Genomic DNA, 16,461 nt, shown 5'->3' with positions numbered 1-16,461 from the left:
GCTCGGCGCGCCTCCGACGAGATGCGTGGGCGCGGGTCTAACGTCCCGAGCTGTGACGACTTCGGGATCGCCCGCCGAACCGGCCGAGTTCCGCGCCGCCGTCGAAGCGATGAATTCTGCGCAGGTGCGCGCGGACATCGAACTGGGACCTATCCGGCCTCCGCAGCGGCTCGCACCGTTCAGCTACGCCGTCGGCGCAGAGGTCGTGCACGAGGACACCGGGGTGGTTGCCGAACAGAGCGAAGGTGACGCGTTCGGCAGACTGATTCTCCTGTTCGACCCGGAGGGCGACGACGCCTGGAACGGCACGATGCGGCTGGTCGCCTACATTCAGGCCGACCTCGATGCCGCCGTCGCGTCCGACCCACTCCTTCCCGAGGTGGCGTGGAGCTGGCTCGTCGACGCTCTCGAGTCGCGGCACGAACCCCTCAACGCGCTCGGCGGCACGGTGACCGCGACAACGTCGGTGCGCTACGGCGACATCGCCGGACCGCCCCACGCGCATCAGCTGGAACTGCGTGCGTCGTGGACGGCGACGTCGGTCGAGTTGGCCGCACACGTCGAGGCGTTCTGCGAGGTGCTCGCGTACGCGGCCGGTCTGCCGCCCGCCGGGGTATCGCAGTTGCGCACACTGGGCGGCAAGTAATTCAGGCCGATTCCGTGCCAGCCGCCGGGACGCCGGTGGTGGCGCTGCGCGACCATTCCAGGAACCGGCCGACGGCCTGCGTCACCGAGATGCTGCGGATCGAGGGGAACACGTCGAACGCGTGCTGCGCCCCCTCCAGCTCCGCGTAGGCCACAGGGTTCTCGGACACGTCGCGGAGCCGGTCGACGAAGATCCGCGCCTCGGCGACGGGAATGAGTGAATCGCTGGTGCCGTGGATCACGAAGAACGGCGGGGCGTCGGTCCGCAGATGCGCGAGCGGAGACGCCGCCCGGTAGTCGTCGGGGAACGTCGCCTGTTTGCCGAGGACCATCGGCATGAGACCGGAGTGCACACGCTGCAGGACCGCCTTGATGCCGGTGTCGCCGGCGATGTCGTAGACGCCGTAGTACGGAACGCACGCCTGCACCGACGTGTCGACGTCCTCGAACCCCGGCTGGAAACGCCGGTCGTTCGCGGTGAGACCGACCATGGCGGCGAGGTGACCGCCCGCCGAGCCACCGGTGACGGCGACGAAGTCGGGGTTGCCGCCGTACTCCTCGACGTTCTCACGGAGCCAGGCCAGGGCCTGCTTGATCGCGATCAGATGTTCGGGCCACTTCGCCTTCGGCGACAGCGGATAGTTGACGGCCGCGCACACCCAGCCGCGTGAGGCCATCTCGAGCATGAGCGGCAGACCCTGTTGATCCTTGTTCCCGATCACCCATCCCCCACCGTGGATCTGCAGCAGGACCGGGCTCTTCGTCGGCAGATCCTTTCGGTGGTAGATGTCGAGCCGGGTCCGGCGCCCGCCCGGCCCGTACGCGAGGTTGCGGACCCGGGTGACCATTTCGTTCCGCATCCGGAACGGGTTGAGGAGTTGCCGCCAGACCGGTCTGCCCGGGCGTTCGATGGCCCTGTCGCGGTCGGTGTAGTTCTCGCCGAGCGCCTCGACGAGTGCGGATTCGGCCTCCTCGCCCGCGCCCCGGCCGGTGGCGACGACCATGGCGAGCCCGGCAGTCGAGGCCGCGGCCAGGGCGAGCCCGACCCGGTCGCTTCGCGTCCGCGCTCCGTGACGGGCGGTGTGCTGAACGACGTCGGCGGCGGTCACGGCGAGAAGGTGCGGTGCGAGTTCGGTCGTGAGCCACCCCGAGAAGAACGCGACCACCGACGTGGGCGCACCGGGCAGGGGACGCAGGGCGTTGGCGGCGAGTGCGGCGCCGACCGCCTGCCGGAGAGCGAAGCCTCGGGTCATGTCCCCACCGTAGAACATGTTCTACTCGTCACCCGGGCCGCCCCTGCCGCGCGCGGGATCGAGAACCGGACCGTCGGCGGGGCCATCGCGTCGACCTCGCCCTTCGACGGCGAGATGGACCACGTACTAGAACGTGTTCTAATATCTGATCATGCAGCGACTCAGTGGTCTCGACGCGTCCTTCCTCTATCTCGAAACGTCGACGCAACTCCTCCACGTCTGCGGGGTCATCCATCTCGACGTCTCGACGGTTCCGGGCGGATACACGTTCGCCGGACTCAAGGCCGAGCTCGACGCGCGCACCGAGTCGATTCCGGCGTTCCGGCGCAAGCTGCAGGACTCCCGGTTCAACCTCGACCATCCGGTGTGGGTGGAGGACACCGACTTCGACATCGACCGGCACTGCCATCGCGTCGCCCTTCCCGCACCCGGCGGTCGCGACGAGCTGGCCGAGCTGTGCGGCGATATCGCCGGCCTCCCCCTCGACCGTGCCCGGCCGCTGTGGGAGATGTGGGTGATCGAGGGTCTCGCCGACGGTGCGGTGGCCGTGATGTCGAAGATGCACCACGCCGGGGTCGACGGCATCACCGGCGCAAACATGATGGCCCAGCTGTGCGGTCTCGAAGCGGACGCACCCCGCCCTGAAAGCGACCAATCCGCCGAGGGCGCGGGGCAGGCGAGCACCCTGGACATCGCCGTGGGCGGGCTGCTCGCGGTCGCGTCCCGGCCCGCGAAGCTGCTGAGAATCGTCCCGCAGAGCCTGACCCTGCTGCCCCGGTGGATCGGCCGGGCCCGCCGCGGCGAGGCGATGCCCGCGCCGTTCACCGCTCCGCGCACCTCCTTGAACGGCACGTTGACCAGTCACCGCAATCTCGCGTTCACCCAGCTCGACCTCGAGAAGGTCAAGACCGTGAAGAACGCGTTCGACGTCAAGGTCAACGACGTGGTCCTCGCGCTGTGCTCGGGGGCGCTGCGGAAGTACCTGCAGAACCGCCGGGAGCTGCCCGACAAGTCGCTGGTCGCCATCGTCCCCGTCTCCGTCCACGGGAAGTCGGACCGGCCCGGCACCAACCAGGTGTCCGGGATGTTCACCCAGCTCGGCACCCAGATCGAGGACCCCGCCGAACGGCTGCTGGCCATCGGGGAGCACAACGCGACGTCCAAGGAACACAACGAGACGCTCGGCGCGAACCTGCTGCAGGACTGGTCGGAGTTCGCCGGCCAGGCCGTGTTCGGCACCGCCATGCGCCTCTACTCGACCCTCGGCCTGGCGGACCGGCATCCGGTGGTCCACAACCTGGTGATCTCCAACGTGCCGGGACCCACCGTTCCGCTGTATTTCCTCGGCGCGCTGATCACGGCGATGTATCCACTGGGCCCGATCTTCCACGGTGCGGGGCTCAACGTGACGGTGATGTCGCTGAACGGTCAGCTCGACGTGGGCCTGATGAGTTGCCCGGAGCTCGCACCTCACCTGTGGGACCTCGTCGACGCGTTTCCCGAGGCGCTGGACGAGCTCGTCGAGGCCGCGGCGGCGCGGTCGTGAACCCGCCGGTGCGCTGCGGGAATCCCGAAGCGACGTAGAGTCAGCTGTCATGTCCGAAGTCACCGACGACGCCTCGTCACCCGTTCCCGTCGAAGAGCCCGCACGGCAGGTAGTGCCCCTGCTCGCGCCCCGGGACGGCGTGCCCGACGTGGTGACCACCGCGGAGGGTGTCGCGAAGGCAGGCGCCGCACTCGGCGAGGGCACCGGACCGCTGGCCGTGGATGCCGAGCGCGCGTCCGGCTTCCGCTACTCGGCGCGGGCGTATCTCGTGCAGTTGCGACGGGAGGGTGCGGGGACGGTGCTCCTCGACCCCATCCCCACCGCCGCCGATCTCGCCCCGCTGGCGGAGGTGATCAATCCGCTGGAGTGGATTCTGCATTCCGCCGACCAGGATCTGCCGGGGCTCGCCGAACTCGGCCTGGCGCCGGCGACCCTGTTCGACACCGAACTGGCGGGCCGGCTCGCCGGGTTCGAACGGGTCGGGCTCGCCGCGATCGTCGAGCGCACGCTGGGCTTCGAACTCCGGAAGGGTCACGGCGCCGCGGACTGGTCGAAGCGGCCGCTGCCCGACTCCTGGCTGAACTATGCGGCCCTCGATGTCGAGGTCCTCGTCGAATTGCGGAACGTGATGGCGGCGGAACTCGACGAGCAGGGCAAGAGCGAGTGGGCCGCACAGGAATTCGATCACATCCGGCTCGCCGGGCCGCCGAGGCCCAAGCCGGACCGCTGGCGCCGGACGTCGCACATCACGTCGCTCAAGACGCAGCGGCAACTCGCCGCGGCCCGCTCGCTGTGGCAGGCGCGGGAGGATCTCGCCCGCCGACGCGACGTCTCCCCGAGCCGGGTGCTTCCGGATTCGGCGATCATCGACGCGTCGACGAAGGATCCGCGGAGCATCGACGCTCTCCGGGCGCTGCCGGTGTTCGGCGGTCCCCGTCAGCGACGGCATTCCCGCATCTGGCTCGAGGCGCTCGAGGACGCCCGGGCACTGCCGGATTCCGACCTGCCGCCCAAGACCCCGCCGATCACCGGGCCGCCGCCGGCGAGCCGGTGGGCGCGGCACGACCCCGCGGCGGCCGAGCGGCTGACGGCGGCGCGCGCCGCGATGGCCGCCCTCGGCGAGAAGGTGTCGGTTCCGGTCGAGAACCTGGTGACGCCCGAACTCGTGCGGAGAGTGTGCTGGGACTGGGCGGCGCCCGGGGACGGCGACGTCGAGGCGGCGATCGACCGGGTGCTCGACGCGGGCGGGGCCCGCCCGTGGCAACGGCTGCTGACCGTCCCGGTGCTGGCCACGGCACTGACGTCGGCGGACCGGACGAGCGCCGCCGAAGACTGATTTCCCGCGCCGATCGCGGGACGAACACGCGAATTCCCGATGAGGTACCCATTAAGTTACCCACGAGTAACGGTCGGGGTACGCTGGTCTGGAGGCCGGACGCCTGGCCGTGATCCGGAACCAAACTGCTCCATCAGGAGGAATTCGCGTGGCTCCATCCACCACATCTCAACGCAACGTCGTATTCGTCGACGGCATCCGCACTCCGTTCGGCAAGGCCGGGCCCAAGGGCATGTACGCCGAGACCCGGGCGGACGACCTCGTCGTCAAGACCATCCGTGAGCTGCTGCGACGCAACCCGCAGCTCGACCCCGCCCGCATCGACGAGGTCGCCATCGCCGCGACGACGCAGACCGGCGACCAGGGCCTCACCATCGGCCGCACGGCCGCGATCCTGGCCGGGCTCCCCGAGACGGTCCCCGGCTTCGCCATCGACCGCATGTGTGCGGGCGCCATGACATCCGTCACCACCACAGCCTCGGGCATCGGCTTCGGCCAGTACGACGTGGTGATCGCCGGCGGAGTCGAGCACATGGGCCACCACCCGATGGGCGAGGGCGCCGACCCGAACCCGCGTTTCCTCGCCGACCGCCTCGTCGACCCCAGCGCGCTCGTGATGGGGAACACGGCCGAGAACCTCCACGACCGGTTCCCGACCATCACCAAGGACCGCACCGACTCCTACGCCGTCGCGAGCCAGAACAAGTACGAGGCCGCCCGCAAGGCCGGCTTTATCGCCGACACCCTCGTGCCCGTCGCCACCCGGTCCGCGGCCGGGTGGGGCCTGGCCACCGAAGACGAGCCGCCGCGTCCGGGCACCACGCTCGAAGACCTCGCCAAGCTGAAGACGCCGTTCCGTCCCGCGGGCCGCATCACCGCAGGCAACGCGGCCGGGCTGAACGACGGCGCCACCGCCGCACTCCTCGCCGGCGAGGACACCGCCACCGAACTGGGGCTGCCGATCGGCATGCGGATGGTCGGATTCGCGTTCCAGGGCGTCGACCCCGCCGTCATGGGCATCGGACCGGTCCCCGCCACCGAGAAGCTGCTGGCCCGCACCGGCCTGAAGATCGAGGACATCGGTCTGTTCGAGATCAACGAGGCCTTCGCCGTCCAGGTACTCGCGTTCCTCGAGCACTACGGCATCGCCGACGACGATCCGCGCGTCAACCAGTGGGGCGGCGCCATCGCGTGCGGCCACCCCCTCGCATCCTCCGGCGTCCGCCTGATGACCCAGCTGTCCCGCCAGTTCGCCCAGCGCCCCGACGTCCGCTACGGCCTGACCACGATGTGCATCGGTCTGGGCATGGGCGGCACCGTGATCTGGGAGAACCCGAACTTCGATGGAGCCAAGTAGATGACCGACATTGCAACGGCATTCGCCGACGAGGTCGTGACCCACGCGTACACCAAGATCGTCGCCGTACCGGGCATCGAGGGCCCGGTCGCACTGATCACCCTCGACAACGGCTTCGACCACACCAAGCCGTCGTCGTTCGGTCCGGGCGGCCTGGCGGCCCTCGACACCGCACTCGACGAGGCGTTCGCCGCCCACCCGGTCGCGATCGCGATCACCGGCAAACCCTTCATCTTCGCCGCCGGGGCGGACCTCAAGGGTGTTCCCAGCATCACGAACCGTGACCAGGCCCTCGAACTCGGCCGGCTCGGGCACAAGGTGTTCCGCCGGCTGCGCGAGTCGTCGGTCCCGACGTTCGCGTTCGTCAATGGCGTCGCACTCGGCGGCGGGCTCGAGGTCGCACTGCACAGCCACTACCGCACCGCCTCCGAGAGCGCGGGCGCGCTGGGTCTGCCCGAGACGTTCCTCGGCCTGGTTCCGGGCTGGGGCGGAACGCAGTTGCTGCCCAACCTCATCGGTCCCTCGAACGCCGTCACCGTCGTCCTCGAGAACGCGCTGAACCAGAACAGGACACTCACCCCGAAGAAGGCCCTCGAACTCGGCGTCGTCGACGCGGTGTTCGGTTCCGCCGATTTCCTGGAGCAGTCGTTCGCGTGGGCCGCGCAGGTCCTGGCCGGCGAGGTCACCCCGACCCGACCCGAGATCGACCGGGGCACGGGCTGGGACGACGCGATCGCCCGCGCGAAGGCGATCGTCGAGGGCAAGACCAAGAACAACGCACCCGGACCGGTCAAGGCCGTCGAACTCCTCGAGCTGGCCCGGACCACCGACCTCACCGATCCCGCTTCGCTCGACAAGGGCTTCGCCGCCGAGGACGAGGCGCTCGCCGACCTGTTGCTCGCAGACGAGCTCCGCGCGGGGCTGTATGCGTTCGACCTGGTGAACAAGCGCGCGAAGCGGCCCGCAGGCGCACCCGACAAGTCCCTCGCCCGTAAGGTCACCGGCGTCGGCATCGTCGGTGCCGGTCTGATGGCGAGTCAACTCGCGATGCTGTTCGTCCGCCAGCTGAAGGTGCCGGTGATCCTCACCGACATCGATCAGGAGCGCATCGACAAGGGTGTCGGCTACGTCCACGGCGAAATCGACAAGCTGCAGGGCAAGGGCCGCCTGTCCCCCGACGCGGCGAACCGTCTCAAGGGTCTCGTGTCCGGTTCCCTCGACAAGGCCGCGTTCGCGAACACCGACTTCGTGATCGAGGCCGTGTTCGAGAACATGGACGTCAAGAAGAAGGTGTTCGCCGAGCTGGAGCAGTGCATCTCAGCCGAGACGATCCTCGCGACCAACACGTCGTCGCTGTCGATCACCGAGATGGCGGCGGACCTGAACCACCCGGAACGGGTGGTGGGCTTCCACTTCTTCAACCCGGTCGCCGTGCTGCCCCTGCTCGAGGTCATCAAGGGCGACAAGACCGACGACGCCACGCTCGCCACGGCGTTCGCCACCGCCAAGGCGCTCAAGAAGTCGGCCGTCGGTTCCGCCGACCTGCCCGGGTTCGTCTTCAACCGGCTCCTGATCCGCACCCTCGGTGAGGTCATGAACGCGGTCGACGAGGGCACCCCGTTCGAGGTGGCCGACAACGCCATCGCCGAACTCGGCATGCCGATGACACCGTTCACCCTGCTGGCCCTCGTCGGACCGGCGGTCGCGCTGCACACCGGCGAGACCCTCGCCGAGGCGTACCCCGAGCGCTTCCACAACTCCCCCGGGCTCGAGGCGCTGGTCGAGGCCAGGAAGCCCGCGGTGTGGAGTTACGGCGCTGACGGCGCGCAAGTCGTCGACCCCGAGGTCGCCGAACTGTGGAAACAGGGCGACAAGGCGTCCACGTCCGAGGAGGTTCTGGAGCGCACGCGTCGCGCGTTCGCCGAGGAGATCCAGATCATGCTCGACGAGGGCGTCGTGGCCGCGGCCGAGGACATCGACCTGTGCCTGATCCTGGGCGGCGGGTTCGGCTTCTGGAACGGCGGCATCACGCCGTACCTGGACCGCACCGGCACGTCCGAGGCCGTCAACGGCAAGCGGTTCCTGGCACCGGGCGTCGCGAGCGTCTGATCCCCAGGTGAGTGGCAAAGTGTGCCCCGGCACACTTTGCCACTCACGTGCTCAGGGGACGGGGACGTGGTCCGCCGCGGCGAGTGCCTGGCGGGCGTAGGCCCGCACGTCGGCGTCCGTGTCCTCGAGTGCGGTGGTGAGCGCACCGACGGCCGCGCGGTCGCCGGGCCACCGGCCGAGTGCGAGGACGGCAGCCTTGCGCACGTCGAGGTGCGCATCCGTCAGGGCGTCCGTCAGCGCGGGTACCGCGTCTTCGGGCTCCGCCCCGGCGAGGGCCCGCGCGGCGCCCTGACGGATCTGCCACGCCGACTCCCGCAGGCCCGACACCGCGAGGGCCACGTCGTCTCCGTGGCAGCCCAGACCCGCGAACGCGGTGAGCGCGGCGGCCCGGACCAGCGGATCGCGATCGCCGGCCAGGAACCGAACGGTGTCGACGCCGCCGAGCCCGACGGTCGCCAGTCCGTGGGCGACGGTGATCCGCACTTCCCGGTTCTCGTCCTGCGCCCCCGCCGCCACCGACTCCCACCGGTCCAGCGACACCAGCGCGCGAACCGCTTCGATCCGGACGTGATGGTCGCCGTCGGACAGCGCGGCCAGGAACTGTTCCGCCGAACCCGCGTGCAGGGCGCGCAGGACGTCGACGACGGCGGCCCGGACCACGGCGTCACCCGACCCCAGGTGCTCGGCCAGCCCGTCGGCGGACGGCAGCACCTCGACGAGTTCGCGCAGGCCGTCCGCGGCGGCGCGGCGGACCGCGACGTCCCGGTCGCCGAGCGCCGCGATCACCGCGCCCCCGAATCCGTCGGGGGTTCCCTCCGTCAGCACCGACAGCGCCGTGACGCGGACCTGCGGGTCGGCGTCGCCCAGATACGGTGCGAGTTCGGCGACGCTCGGGGCGTCAAGTCCGAGGACCGCGACGATGGCCGGTGACGACGCCTCCTGCCGGACCGGTGCCGCGATGCGGGAGCGTTCCTCCACCGGCGCCCGACCCCCGACCAGCGGAGGCTGCGCGACGGGCAGGACCGTCCGGTCTTGTGGCGGAAGGGAATCGAGTCCGGGGACCGGCACGAAGTACGGTTCGACCGGCCGCTTGAGGAATTCCATGTCGCCGTTCTCGCCGCGGCGCAGATTCAGGTGGTATCCCCATTCGTCGTCCTGCTGCTCCGGCAGATCCGCGCGTTCGTGGTAGAGCCCCCAGCGACTTTCGGTCCGGGTCAGGGAGCTACGGGACGCCATTTCGGCGCAGTCCCGGATGAATGTGACCTCCGCGCAGCGCATCAGCTCGTGCGGGGTGACGGCGCCCATCCCGGCGATCTCCCCCGCCATCCGTTCGAACGTCTCGACGGCGATCGACAGCTTGGCCGCCGTTTTCGGCGGTGCGACATAGTCGTTGACGAAGCGGCGCAGCTTGTACTCGACCTGCGGCTGGGGCGGGCCGTCCGGGTTGCGCAGGGGCCGGTAGATCAGCTCGTGCGCGGCGGCGAGTTGCTCCGCGGGCAACGCGGCCGGCGCCTCGACACCCGGCAGGGTGCCGGTGGCGTGTGCCCCGGCGAGGTCGCCGTAGACGAACGCGCCGATCATGTAATTGTGCGGGACGCAGGCGAGATCGCCTGCGGCGTACAGCCCCGGGACGGTGGTCGCGCCGTGCTCGTCCACCCACACGCCGGACGCGGAATGTCCGCTGCACAGACCGATCTCGGAGATGTGCATCTCGATGTCGTGGCTGCGGTAGTCGTGGCCGCGGTTCGCGTGGAACGTGCCGCGGGTGGGTCGTTCGGTGGTGTGCAGGATCGATTCGAGGGTGCCTAGGGTTTCTTCCGGGAGGTGGCTGACCTTGAGGTAGATGGGCCCGCGCGCGGACTCGATCTCGCTCTTGACCTCGCTCATCATCTGCCCCGACCAGTAGTCGGAGTCGACGAACCGCTCCCCCTCGGCGTTCACCTGGTAGCCGCCGAACGGGTTCGCGACGTACGCGCAGGCCGGGCCGTTGTAATCCTTGATCAGCGGATTGATCTGGAAGCATTCGATGCCGCTCAGCTCGGCGCCGGCGTGGTAGGCCATCGAGTACCCGTCACCGGCGTTCGTCGGGTTCTCGTACGTTCCGTAGAGGTATCCCGACGCCGGAAGCCCGAGCCTCCCGCACGGACCGGTCGCGAGGATCACCGCCTTCGCCCCGACCGCGACGAATTCGCCGGTGCGGGTGTTCAGCGCGGCGGCGCCGACGGCCCGGCCGTTCTCCGTGAGCACGCGGACGGGCATCAGCCGGTTCTCGATGCGGATCTTCTCCCGCATCTTGCGTTGCCGCAGCACCCGGTACAGCGCCTTCTTCACGTCCTTGCCCTCGGGCATCGGCAGCACGTACGAGCCGGATCGGTGCACCCGGCGCACCGCGTATTCACCGTACTCGTCCTTCTCGAACTTCACGCCGTACTTCTCGAGGCGCTGCACCATCGCGAAACCGCGGGTCGCCGTCTGGTACACGGTGCGCTGGTTGACGATTCCGTCGTTGGCCCGCGTGATCTCGGCGACGTAGTCCTCGGGTTCGGCCTTGCCGGGGATGACGGCGTTGTTGACCCCGTCCATTCCCATGGCGAGCGCCCCGGAATGACGCACGTGCGCCTTCTCGAGCAGGAGCACGTTCGCGCCGTTCTCGGCCGCGGTCAGTGCCGCCATCGTGCCGGCGGTACCGCCTCCGATGACGAGGACGTCGCAATCGAGACGGACGGTGTCGGCGAGGTCGGGAATGTCCATCACTTCTCCGGTGTGTGGTTCAGCGCGGCGAGAACGTCGGCACGCGCGGCACGGGTGTCGGGGTGGTCGAGGCGGTCACGGTCCCGCGGGCGCGGAATGTCGACGAGTGTGCGCAGCGGCTCGCCGGCCCGGCCGAGCACGGCGACGCGGTCACCGAGCAGCACCGCCTCGTCCACGTCGTGGGTCACGAACACGACCGTCGTCGGGTGCGTGCTCCAGGTGTCGACGAGCAGTCGCTGCATGACGCCGCGGGTCTGGGTGTCGAGTGCGCCGAACGGCTCGTCCATCATCACCGCCCGGGGCGCCCCGGCGAGGCCGCGCGCCAACTGCACCCGCTGCCGCATGCCCCCGGACAGGTTCTTGGGCAGGAAGTCCCCGAACCCGGTGAGACCGACCTCCGCGATCCAGCGATCGGCGACGTCCCGCCGCCCCTTGCGGGGTTCGCCGCGCAGCGCGAGAGCCAATTCGATGTTGGAGCGCACCGTGCGCCACGGAAGCAGCGCGTTGTCCTGGAACACGACAGCCCGGTCCCGCGACGTCGTGGTCACGGCAGCGCCGTCGGCGACGACGCTGCCGGAATCGGGCGGCAGCAGTCCGGCCAGGGCGCGCAGCACGGTGGACTTTCCGCAGCCGGAAGGTCCGGTGAGCACGAGGATCTCACCCGGGACCACGGTCAGCGACAGCGAACGGATGACCGGGTTCCCGGTGTAGGACAGGGTGACGTCGTCGAGGACCAGCGACATTCCGGCGGTCACGGACGGTGCCGCGGTGGTGGTCATGCGCGCTCCCCTCGCGGCAGCCAGCGGGTGACGCGCCTGCCGAGCAGTTCGACTGCACCGGACGTGACGAACCCGAGGATGCCGATGGTGATCATCCCGACGAAGACGCCGGGGTAGTCGACGATCGTGTACGCCTGCCAGGTGCGGTACCCGACTCCGAGCCTGCCGGAGATCATCTCGGCGGAGATCACACAGATCCAGGCCACACCGATCCCGACCGACAGTCCGCCGAACACGCCGGGCAGGATGCCGGGAAGCACCACCCGGGACAGCACGTCCCAGCGCCCGCCGCCCAGCGTGCGCACCGAGTCCTCCCACAGCGTCGGCAGGGCCCGCACCGCGTGCCGGGTGCTCACCATGATCGGGAAGAAGGCGGCCACGAACGTGATGAACACGATGCCCGCCTCGTCGCTGGGAAACAGCAGGATCGCGACGGGCACCACCGCGATGGCCGGGATCGGCCGGGCGAGTTCGGTCAGCGGCCCGAGGACGTCGGCGAAGAGTTCCGATCGGCCGAGGGCGATTCCGGTGGCCACGCCGATCACGGTCGCGAGCCCGAATCCGGTGAGGATCCGGATCAGCGACTGCCCGAGATCGAGATAGAACAGCTCGGTCTGCAGCTGGGTGCCGAACGCGGACACGATGTCGGTGACGGTCGGCAGGGTGTCGAACCGCAGCCACATCCGCACGTCGTGCGCGGTCAGCAACTGCCAGGCGGTGATCGCGACCACGACCGACGCGATCCGGATGAGCCGCGATCGCCACGGCGACGTCCGCCGGCCGGTCGTGGCCCGATCATGTTCTTCCACAGCAGCTTCGGTGTCGGTGAGAACGGCCGACCGTTCGAGAGTGGTCATTGCCGGACCTCCTCGACGGCGCGGTCGTACGTGATCACGGCGCCCGTGGGGTGCGTACGCAGATAGCGGTCGGCCGCGGCGCCGGTGGTGAACGGCAGGAAGGTGTCGCCGTCGCGGACCCACACCGATTTGTCCGCGAACCATCGGGTGCCCAGTTCGGCGTCGGGGACGTAGGCGGAGCGCACCGTGCGGCCCCCGGCCCGGGCCTGCTTCACCGCCCGCAGCAGGCACGTCGGGTTCGCGGCCGGCTGGGTGGCGGCAGCGCCGTCGATCCACACCTCCCCGGCCAGGGCCGGATCGTCCGCCGGTGCGGCGCACACCGGGTCGGTGCCGGTGACGGCGGCCGGGTTGGCTGTCGACGCCAGCGCGGTGTCGTAGTTCTGCCCGTCGGCCTCGAACGCGGACCGGAGCGGCGCGTCGTTCACGAAACCCCCGACGTCGAGGTCGGCGAAGTCGCCGATCGACTTCAGGTAGGGCACATCGTTCTTCAGCGCATCGATCAGCCCGGGTTTGAGTGTCGTGTCGAACGACGTGCCACCCGGCCCGTTGTATAGGTACACGACCTCCTGGGGCAGCCCGCTCGCGTCGGCCACGATCCGGGACGCCTCGAGCGGCTGTGTGCGGATGAACTGTGTGGCGTCGAGTTGCGCCCGCAGGAACGCGTCGAGAACCTCGGGGTGTTCGTCGGCGTAGACGTCCCGGACCACCACTCCGTGCAGGGTCGGCGTGTTCAGTTCGGCGCCGTCGTACAGCAGTTTGGCCTTGTCCTGGAAGACGAGAAGTCCGGGCCAGGCGACGAACTGTGACAACGCCGCCACCTGACCGGATTCGAGCGCCGACGATCCGACCTGCGGCTGCTGGTTGAGTACCTCGACGCCGGTGCCGGGGTCGATTCCGGCGCGGTCGAGCGCCTGGACGAGGGTGCCGTGGCCCGCGGAGCCGACGCTCGCGGACACCTTCCGGCCCGCCAGGTCGGCGAGCGTGGTCGCCGGTGAATTCGGCGGCACGACCACCATGTTCAGGGCGCCCTTGGGGTTGTAGCCGGTCACCGAGACGATCTGCGTCTTCGCCCGCGGGTTGGCCTGGGTGCGGGAGCCGTTGATCAGCATGGGGTAGTCGCCCATCGATCCGATGTCGATCTTCTCGGCGACCATCTGCGCGGTGATCGGCGCGCCGGTGTCGTAGTCCTGCCATTCGACGGAGTACTTCGTCCCGGTCTGCTCGGTCACCGCCTGCAGTCGCTGCTCGAGGTACCCCTGCGCGCGGAGCAGGGTTCCGGCGGTGACGGTGTTGATCGTCTTGGACTGGTATCCGATCACCACCGTCACCGCGTCACCGTCGCCGGTGGCCGGTTCGAGGGAGCAACTCGTCGCCACGAGTGTCAGTGCCGCGGCGGCGATCGCGGCGGCGGGAAAACGTCGCTTCATCTCTGTGGTCTTTCGGTCAGCGGAGGAGGTAGGGCATGTTCACGGTGACGGCGCCGGTCGGGCAGCGCGCCGCGCAGGGGCCGCAGTACCAGCATTCGTCGACGTGCATGAACGCCTTGCCGTTGTCGGGATTGATCGCCAGCGAATCGAGGGGGCAGATCTCGACGCAGAGAGTGCAGCCCTCGATGCACAGCGACTCGTCGATGGTGACGGGCACATCGGCTCGTTGGTTGACCAAGGTCATGAGGTGAGCTCCCAGCTGGTGATGTCGGGTCGGCGGACGAGGTTGCTGCGCATGGTGATTCGGTCACCGCGCATGCGGATGTATTCGAGGTCGACGGGACGTCCGTCGACGAGCCGGGTGAGGCGTTCGAGCAGCAGCAGCGCCGCACCTTCGGGGGTCTGGAGGTTCGCGGCGGAATGCGCGTCGGCGTTGACGGATTCGATCGAGAGGTCGGCGGAGCCGAGGGGCTGGCCGCAGACCACCTCGATCAGCGCGAACACGTCGTTGGATTCGAGGTCGTGCCCGAGGATCTCGGCTCCGATGTCGGGAACGAGATACGTCAGGTCGAGGCTGAGCGGCAGGTCGCCGAGGTAGCGGACCCGCTCGATGTAGACGGCGGGTTCGCCCGCCCCCAGCTGCAGCCGGCGGGCGACCGCGGGCGGCGGGGCGATCTCCACGGCCGCGCGCACGTCGTTGCGAACCTCGCCGTGCCCCTTGAGCGTCTCCTTCAGTCCGAGCAGGGCGTCGAGGCCGTGGTCGTACTTGCGCTGCGCCACGTGGGTTCCCACGCGTGGCGCGCGGTCGATGAGCCCTTCCTGCTTGAGCAGTGCCAGACCGTCGCGGACCGCGTTGCGCGACACGCCGAACTCGGCGGCCAGTTCCGATTCCGACGGCAATCCCCGCTCGGCGAAGGCGTCCGCGTGGATCTGCTGGCGGAGCAGGTCGGCGAATCTGCGCGCATGATCCGCGCGTGAACTGCGCGACGCCGCCTGGAGGGGAGTCGGATTCGCCACCACGGTCTCCTTCGTAGAATGTGCGTGTGAGCTGGACGAAGACTCACGCTAACGGCACTCCGCCGGGCCGGGAGCCGCGTCGGACGGGCACCCGGACCGCTCATCCGAATCGGCCGGGTCCGCGACGGGACAGGAGCGCCTCACCTGCGCGAACGCATCGCCCACCGGGTAATGCGCCAGGCTGCGCCGGTCCCGGGACTTGCAATCACGGTGATTCGAAGTGGCGACGTCCGCCGATCGGGCGGGTAAGCCTAGGTTAGGCTTACCTTCCATTCTCGTCCCGAAGGAGCCGTTGCCGTGTTCGCACTCCCCGCCCGACGTCAGATCGCCGTCGCACTCGCCGTGGCCAGTTCGTCCCTCTTCCTCGCCGCGTGCTCGTCCGGCGACAGCGGAGGCACCACGCAAGCGGCCGGTGCGGGCTTTCCGGTGACGATCGACAACACGTTCGGGTCGACCACCCTCGATGCGGCACCCGAGCGCATCGTCACACTCGGATGGAACGCCCAGGACGTCGTGTACGCACTCGGCCAGACACCGGTCGGCATGCCCGAGTACACGTACGGCGCCGAGGCGAACGGAGTGATGCCCTGGCTGCAGGACCGATTCGATCCGGCCGAGACCACCCTGCTCGACGCGGCCACGTCCACCCCGATCGAGTCGGTCGCCTCGCTGGCGCCGGACGTGATCCTTGCCCCGTACGAGGGATTCGACCAGGCCACCTACGAGAAGCTGTCGGGAATCGCCCCCACCGTGGGGTACCCGGACAAGGCGTGGCAGACAACGTGGCAGGACCAGACCGCGCTGGTCGGACAGGCGCTGGGCAAGAGCGCGGAGGCGGAACAGCTCGTGGCCGGTCTCGACGACACCCTCGCCCGGACGGCCGCCGCGCACCCCGAATTCGCCGGCAAGACGATCTCGGTGATCAACTTCGACACCGACGCCGCGACCGTCAACGTCTACATGCCGTCCGATCCCCGCGTCCAGGTGCTCACGCAACTCGGGTTCACCGTGTCGCCCGGCGTGCAGAAGCTGGCTTCGACGAACGACCCGGACAAGTTCTTCGCCGACATCTCGGTGGAGAACATCTCCGATGTGGACGCCGACGTCGTCGTCGCGTTCGTCCCGGAGAACACCACCGTGGCCGCGAACCCGGCCTACGCGAATCTCGGCGCCATCGGCCGGGGTACCGCCGTCCCGCTGTCGGACACGAAGATCATCTCGGGGCTCAGCCAGACGAGCGTCCTCGCGACGCCGTGGGTCCTGGACAAGCTGACGCCTCAGCTCAGCGAGGCCGCGAAGAAAGCGGGTGCCTGAACTCCCGCCTGACAGGCGGCCTCGGGCGTAGCGTATTCCGGTACACCTAGTTCGATTGTGCCCGCATCAG

At 69.4% G+C, this 16,461-nt stretch carries 13 protein-coding genes; 6 read left to right on the top strand and 7 right to left on the bottom strand.

The genetic code is table 11. The features are described from left to right. The first annotated feature begins 52 nt into the window (after nucleotides 1–52). Nucleotides 53–646 (top strand): DUF3000 domain-containing protein, encoded by a 594-nt coding sequence (locus tag ACFTWF_RS01505; RefSeq protein WP_378459519.1) that lies wholly within the window; start codon nucleotides 53–55, stop codon nucleotides 644–646. 1 nt (nucleotide 647) lies between these two features. Here the strand turns inward: ACFTWF_RS01505 and ACFTWF_RS01500 are convergent, their stop codons facing one another. Further along, complete coding sequence (locus ACFTWF_RS01500) at nucleotides 648–1,898, bottom strand: alpha/beta hydrolase fold domain-containing protein (protein WP_378459780.1); 1,251 nt, start codon at nucleotides 1,896–1,898, stop codon at nucleotides 648–650. 151 nt (nucleotides 1,899–2,049) lie between these two features. Here ACFTWF_RS01500 and ACFTWF_RS01495 point away from each other — a divergent pair, with 151 nt between their 5' ends. The 4 genes from ACFTWF_RS01495 to ACFTWF_RS01480 all read left to right on the top strand — a co-directional run bounded on the left by ACFTWF_RS01495 (nucleotide 2,050) and on the right by ACFTWF_RS01480 (nucleotide 8,246). Further along, a complete protein-coding gene (locus ACFTWF_RS01495; protein ID WP_378459518.1) occupies nucleotides 2,050–3,444 on the top strand; it encodes a wax ester/triacylglycerol synthase family O-acyltransferase in 1,395 nt (464 codons plus the stop codon). 49 nt (nucleotides 3,445–3,493) lie between these two features. Then, nucleotides 3,494–4,780, top strand: coding sequence for an HRDC domain-containing protein (locus ACFTWF_RS01490; RefSeq protein ID WP_378459517.1), 1,287 nt, complete (start codon nucleotides 3,494–3,496; stop codon nucleotides 4,778–4,780). Nucleotides 4,781–4,928: 148 nt separating this feature from the next. Continuing rightward, on the top strand, nucleotides 4,929–6,137 hold the full coding sequence (locus tag ACFTWF_RS01485) for a thiolase family protein (RefSeq protein WP_378459516.1): 1,209 nt from the start codon (nucleotides 4,929–4,931) through the stop codon (nucleotides 6,135–6,137). Continuing rightward, nucleotides 6,138–8,246 carry a 3-hydroxyacyl-CoA dehydrogenase NAD-binding domain-containing protein gene (locus ACFTWF_RS01480; RefSeq protein WP_378459515.1) on the top strand — a complete coding sequence of 703 codons (2,109 nt, stop codon included), beginning with the start codon at nucleotides 6,138–6,140 and terminating at the stop codon, nucleotides 8,244–8,246. Nucleotides 8,247–8,297: 51 nt separating this feature from the next. On the opposite strand, the gene ACFTWF_RS01475 is transcribed toward ACFTWF_RS01480, so the two are convergent. Genes ACFTWF_RS01475 through ACFTWF_RS01450 form a run of 6 tightly spaced genes read right to left on the bottom strand, consistent with a single transcriptional unit; the run spans nucleotide 8,298 to nucleotide 15,080 of the window. Beyond that, nucleotides 8,298–10,997, bottom strand: coding sequence for a fumarate reductase/succinate dehydrogenase flavoprotein subunit (locus ACFTWF_RS01475; RefSeq protein WP_378459514.1), 2,700 nt, complete (start codon nucleotides 10,995–10,997; stop codon nucleotides 8,298–8,300). After that, nucleotides 10,997–11,776 (bottom strand): ABC transporter ATP-binding protein, encoded by a 780-nt coding sequence (locus ACFTWF_RS01470; protein ID WP_378459513.1) that lies wholly within the window; start codon nucleotides 11,774–11,776, stop codon nucleotides 10,997–10,999. The genes ACFTWF_RS01475 and ACFTWF_RS01470 overlap by 1 nt, the downstream gene beginning before the upstream one ends. After that, entirely contained in the window at nucleotides 11,773–12,633 is an 861-nt protein-coding gene (locus tag ACFTWF_RS01465; RefSeq protein ID WP_378459512.1) for an ABC transporter permease, read from the bottom strand. Before ACFTWF_RS01465 ends, ACFTWF_RS01470 begins: the two co-directional genes overlap by 4 nt. Then, nucleotides 12,630–14,060, bottom strand: a complete 1,431-nt coding sequence (locus tag ACFTWF_RS01460; protein ID WP_378459511.1) for an ABC transporter substrate-binding protein — start codon at nucleotides 14,058–14,060, stop codon at nucleotides 12,630–12,632. The genes ACFTWF_RS01465 and ACFTWF_RS01460 overlap by 4 nt, the downstream gene beginning before the upstream one ends. Before the next feature lie 16 nt (nucleotides 14,061–14,076). Continuing rightward, a complete protein-coding gene (locus ACFTWF_RS01455; RefSeq protein WP_185729366.1) occupies nucleotides 14,077–14,304 on the bottom strand; it encodes a ferredoxin family protein in 228 nt (75 codons plus the stop codon). Further along, nucleotides 14,301–15,080 (bottom strand): GntR family transcriptional regulator, encoded by a 780-nt coding sequence (locus ACFTWF_RS01450; protein WP_378459510.1) that lies wholly within the window; start codon nucleotides 15,078–15,080, stop codon nucleotides 14,301–14,303. The genes ACFTWF_RS01455 and ACFTWF_RS01450 overlap by 4 nt, the downstream gene beginning before the upstream one ends. Before the next feature lie 294 nt (nucleotides 15,081–15,374). On the opposite strand from ACFTWF_RS01450, the gene ACFTWF_RS01445 reads away from it, so the two are divergent. Then, complete coding sequence (locus ACFTWF_RS01445; RefSeq protein WP_378459509.1) at nucleotides 15,375–16,391, top strand: iron-siderophore ABC transporter substrate-binding protein; 1,017 nt, start codon at nucleotides 15,375–15,377, stop codon at nucleotides 16,389–16,391. Nucleotides 16,392–16,461: the final 70 nt, after the last annotated feature.

The organism is Rhodococcus sp. NPDC056960 (genome assembly GCF_042674125.1).
Lineage (GTDB): Bacteria > Actinomycetota > Actinomycetes > Mycobacteriales > Mycobacteriaceae > Rhodococcus_F.
Note: the sequence above shows the minus strand (reverse complement) of the source record. Positions and strands in the feature narration are given on the sequence as shown.

Coding starts and splice junctions, on each gene's coding strand:
- ACFTWF_RS01500 (WP_378459780.1), bottom strand. CDS start 1,898: ATGACCCGAGGCTTCGCTCTCCGGCAGGCGGTCGGCGCCGCACTCGCC.
- ACFTWF_RS01495 (WP_378459518.1), top strand. CDS start 2,050: ATGCAGCGACTCAGTGGTCTCGACGCGTCCTTCCTCTATCTCGAAACG.
- ACFTWF_RS01490 (WP_378459517.1), top strand. CDS start 3,494: ATGTCCGAAGTCACCGACGACGCCTCGTCACCCGTTCCCGTCGAAGAG.
- ACFTWF_RS01480 (WP_378459515.1), top strand. CDS start 6,138: ATGACCGACATTGCAACGGCATTCGCCGACGAGGTCGTGACCCACGCG.
- ACFTWF_RS01475 (WP_378459514.1), bottom strand. CDS start 10,997: ATGGACATTCCCGACCTCGCCGACACCGTCCGTCTCGATTGCGACGTC.
- ACFTWF_RS01470 (WP_378459513.1), bottom strand. CDS start 11,776: ATGACCACCACCGCGGCACCGTCCGTGACCGCCGGAATGTCGCTGGTC.
- ACFTWF_RS01465 (WP_378459512.1), bottom strand. CDS start 12,633: ATGACCACTCTCGAACGGTCGGCCGTTCTCACCGACACCGAAGCTGCT.
- ACFTWF_RS01460 (WP_378459511.1), bottom strand. CDS start 14,060: ATGAAGCGACGTTTTCCCGCCGCCGCGATCGCCGCCGCGGCACTGACA.
- ACFTWF_RS01455 (WP_185729366.1), bottom strand. CDS start 14,304: ATGACCTTGGTCAACCAACGAGCCGATGTGCCCGTCACCATCGACGAG.